Genomic DNA, 4550 nt, shown 5'->3' with positions numbered 1-4550 from the left:
GAAGGCCGCGTCAACCCGCTAACCAAGGCGAATTATCTGGCGAGCCCTCCTTTGGTCGTGGCATACGCGTTGGCCGGAACGACCGACATCGATTTGTTGACTGAACCGCTCGGACAAGACCAATCGGGCAACGATGTCTTTTTGAAAGACATTTGGCCTTCGAACGAAGAAATCCGCGAAACCATGGCGACGTCGATTGATCCATCGATGTTCACCGAGCAATACGAGGCCTCGGTGACCGGCAACGAATTGTGGAATGCCATCGATGTGTCAGGCGGAGCGTTGTACCCGTGGGACGAAAACAGCACTTATATTCACCATCCTCCGTTCCTCGATTCGGTCACTGCCGAAGCCGTACCGGACATCGCGCCGATCAAGGGTGCTCGCGTGTTGGCGCTGCTTGGCGATTCGGTGACGACGGACCACATTTCTCCCGCCGGTGCGATCGCATCGGATGGACCTGCCGGCCGATTCTTGAAGGATTCAGGCGTCGAAGTGCGTGAATTTAACAGCTTCGGATCACGCCGCGGCAACGACCGTGTGATGGTGCGAGGCACGTTTGCCAACATTCGCATCCGCAACCAATTGGCCCCAGGGACCGAAGGGGGCGTCACTCGCTATCTGCCTGATGGTGATGTGATGAGCATTTACGATGCGTCGATGAAATACCAAGCCGCAGGGGTTCCGTTGGTGGTTTTAGCGGGTGCTGAATACGGTACCGGCAGCAGCCGCGACTGGGCCGCCAAAGGCACGATGCTACTGGGTGTCAAAGCGGTGATTGCAGCCAGTTACGAGCGAATCCATCGCAGCAACTTGGTTGGCATGGGCGTGTTGCCGCTTGAGTTTGCCGACGGTGCGACTTGGCAATCACTTGGTTTGACTGGCGAGGAAACGTTTGACATCCCTGATTTGTCCGATGCGATCGAGCCCCGTTCGACGATCACCGTGCATGCCACTGACGTGAATAACAACACCAAGACGTTCCCGTGTGTGGTGCGAATTGATACGCCGGTGGAACTGCAGTACTACCGCAACGTTGGTATTCTGCCCACGGTGCTTCGCAATCTGTCGAAGTAAGACGAATTGAAAGAAGTCGATCGGGCGGCGGACGCCCGATGCCAAAAACACGAGTTACCTCGCCCAAGCTTCGGCTTGGGAGAGGTGACTGCCGCATCAGGGAATCTTGATGACGTTCAATAGGAAATCGCCTACCTTGTTCATCATTTCTCGCAGCGGCCCGAGCCCTAGCGGTTTGGTGATGTAGGCGTTCGCGGTGGCTTGGTATGCCTTGGTCACTTCGCTCGGTTCATCCGAAGCCGAGCAAATGATCACAAACAAATGGGCCAACGAGGGATCGCGACGGATTTCGCCCAGCACCTCACGTCCGCCCATCATCGGCAGATTCAGATCCAAGAGGACCAGATGCGGCATTTCCGCATCCTCGAAACCTGGTTCGCGGCGAAGATACCCCAGTGCTTCTTCACCGCTGGCGACGCGGGTCATCACGTTCTCAAAATCACACGAAGCCAATGCTCGCTTTGTAATTTCGGCTTCAAACTCGGCATCTTCGACGAGTAATATCCGCAGCCTTTTTTTATGCATCATTGCGTCTATTAAAAAAACGATCGTTTACTTGGTGATTTGAAAACAGAATCGACTGCCACCTTCGGCGGAGGCTTCCACCCAAATTTCGCCACCGTGACGCTGCACAATCCGCTTGCAAAGCGCCAGTCCAATCCCGGTTCCTTCGATCGTACTTCCATCATGAAGCCGCCGAAACACCTGAAAGACTTCGAGACGAAACTTGGGGTCGATTCCCATGCCATTGTCCTCGACAACAAATAACCAATGCTCGGGTTGCTCGATCGCGGATATCGTAATTTCGGGACACCGACTTGGATCCCGATACTTGATCGCATTGCCAATCAAATTTTGCATCAATTGACACAATCGCGACTCGATCCCGCGGACAGTCGGCAACGGGTCAATACGAATCACCGCTCCGGTCTCTTCGATTGACACTTCTAATCGCCGCATCGCTTCGTGAACCACTTCCTCCATGTTCACTTCGCTGAGATCGGCGTCATCCCGGCTGACCCTGGAATACTGAAGCAAATCGTCGATCAATTTTTTCATCCGCTTGGCAGCCGCAATCTGCAATTGCAAATAGCGTTTACCTTCCTCGCCTAATTTGTCGCCAAAGTCTTCGTTGATAAACTCGGCATAATTCGAAATGGCTCGTAGCGGTTGCTGTAGATCATGCGAGGCGACGTAGGCAAACTGTTTCAATTCTTCGTTGCTCTCGTCAAGCAATTCAGTTTGACGACGCAAATCTTCTTGAGCATGCAAACGCACGATCAGGGTCGAAACGATATACGCGAGTTGGCGGAGCACGGATTCATCTTCGTAATCAAAATCACCCGATTCTTTATCCGACAACCAAATGGCTCCTAGCGTTTGCCCCTCGCCATCGATCAATAAACAGACGAGCAGTCCACGCAGCGCGGGACGGTGAGCCGTCGCTTCGCAGAAGCTCGCGCCGATCGGGTGCGACCGCAACTGATCTGCCGACAACGACACCACCGCTCGGTCAAGCGAGCGAAAAAAATCACATAATGCGATATCATCGGAATGCTCGGCGAGCTCGGATTCCGCCGTCACCTCTTCTTTGACCATCGTTTCGCTGGACGTTTCCGCAGCTTGATACGCCGGATGTTTCTTCGAATAGGAACGCCCGTGCATTGCCTGTTTACCGTTTGACGTATGACACAAATCAATTCCTGCGATCTCCGCCGAACACAAACGACGAGCCTGCCTGCAAACGATCTGGCTAAGTCCTTCGAGCGACGTCACACGCAATGTCGATTCGAGTGTTTGCAGCATCACCTCACTCAAATGCAAGTCTTTGCTGAGACGTTGCTCGTGTATCTTTTGATCCGTCACATCCAAGTGCACGCCGAGCAATCGGGTGGGTTGGCCGCTGGAGTCACGAAATAGTTGGCCGCGAGCCAAAATCCAACGGTACACTCCCGAGGCGTGTTTCATTCGGAATGCGGATTCATATTCACTGTTCGCACTCGCCAGCAACGCTTTGACACGCGAGATGGCTTGGGGCAAATCGTCGGGGTGGACACGTGATTCCCAATCCACATACTCCGACAGCGTGCCGGGGACTTCTCCCAATTGCCGGTGCCACTGGTCGGAATAAAACACTTCGTTTGTCGCTAGATTCCAATCCCAAAGTCCAACGTCACCTCCCCGCAGAGCATGTTGCAGCCGGGTTTGCGCCCGCAACAGCTCTTCTTGTTCGATGCGGCGGTCGGTCACTTCATGCCAGACTCCCACGACCGCTTTGCCCGTTTCTAACTGCACTGCGGTCAGCGCCACTTCACAAACAAATTCATTTCCATCGGCGCGGCGAAACAGCCAGTCAACGCGATGTTTGCCCTGTTGTTCAACCCGCGTCTCGATCTGCTGCCATCGCTCGCTCGACAAACCACCATCCATTTGGAACTGCGGCGAGAACTCAGCCGGGTGACGCCCCAAAAGCGCTTCCGAATTGGACACCCCCAACATTTTCGCCATGGCAGCGTTGCACTGCAAAATGCCTTGCGAATTATAAATGAACTGAGCATCCAAGGATTGTTCATACAGCACATTGCGGAGCACCGATTCGGACAAAGGTTCTCTCATTCGGCCATCGCCTCGGAGTACTTTTCGATTTGTTGGTGCAGATGCCACTGTCCGGGATCATCCAACAAACAGCCACTTTCGATCTGTAGCGCTTCGTCGACACGGTCGAGCAGAAACAGAATCTCGGCCAGTGTATCACGATAAATCGCACTCTCGGGTTCAAAATAAACCGCTTGCTCCGACAACCGAACCGCCTCGTTGAGTTCGCGTTGGTTCATGGCGGCGACCCAAGCCAGATTGTTGCCTGCGGTGGCATCAAACGGATAGTCGGCAATGTAGGCTCGACCAGCTTCCCAGACACGCTCGAACGAGGCATCCGCGATCGCATCCATTCCTTTGGCGCGCATCTTGGGAAGCAACCGTTCGGCCACATCAATATCGAGCGGATCCATTTGATAGATTCGATCGAGATGCTGCTGCACTCGCTGCTCGTCCCCCTTTTCAATCGCACCTTCGAGCTGCCAACGCCGAACAAACACTGGCAGCGAGATATAGGCCACCGAACGAAAGAAGGTGGTTTCGAGTGTGCCACCGATCGCCAGATCGAACCATTTTGCTGCATCAATCGGATCGCTTTGACGAACAAGCGTGGAATAATTTCGAGCAACATCGTACAGCTCCGTCGCTTCCTCGGAACCGAACGCCGCCATCGGCAACAAGCTTCGATAGCCCTCGAGCGTCATCTGACGTTCACCTCGTTCGCCCAAGTACTCTAGCAGTTCGCTGCGCAGCTCCATCGCAGGCGAACACAACATCAATCGCAATTGGCGTTCGAGGCTTTCCGCCTGCGTTAAATGGCCCTGGCGTCTCGCCAAAATCCACTGGCCCACCGTCGCTTTGGCCGCGTAATGAATCTG

General features: G+C 54.2%; 2 protein-coding genes and 2 pseudogenes. 1 reads left to right on the top strand and 3 read right to left on the bottom strand.

Annotation, left to right across the window (positions count from 1 at the left end):
• A pseudogene (locus ABX962_RS31025) lies at positions 1–1077 on the top strand (aconitate hydratase); the annotation flags it as partial.
• Between the two features lie 96 nt (positions 1078–1173).
• Here ABX962_RS31025 and ABX962_RS31020 read toward each other — a convergent pair.
• The 3 genes and pseudogenes from ABX962_RS31020 to ABX962_RS31010 all read right to left on the bottom strand — a co-directional run.
• Positions 1174–1605, bottom strand: coding sequence for a response regulator (locus ABX962_RS31020; protein WP_372725397.1), 432 nt, complete (start codon positions 1603–1605; stop codon positions 1174–1176).
• Between the two features lie 24 nt (positions 1606–1629).
• A complete protein-coding gene (locus ABX962_RS31015) occupies positions 1630–3693 on the bottom strand; it encodes an ATP-binding protein (RefSeq protein ID WP_372725395.1) in 2064 nt (687 codons plus the stop codon).
• A pseudogene (locus tag ABX962_RS31010) lies at positions 3690–4550 on the bottom strand (hypothetical protein); the annotation flags it as partial. The pseudogene ABX962_RS31010 and the gene ABX962_RS31015, both read right to left, overlap by 4 nt.

Origin of the sequence: Novipirellula sp., assembly GCF_041583735.1 — a bacterium.
Taxonomy (GTDB): Bacteria; Planctomycetota; Planctomycetia; order Pirellulales; family Pirellulaceae; genus Novipirellula.
Note: the sequence above shows the minus strand (reverse complement) of the source record. Positions and strands in the feature narration are given on the sequence as shown.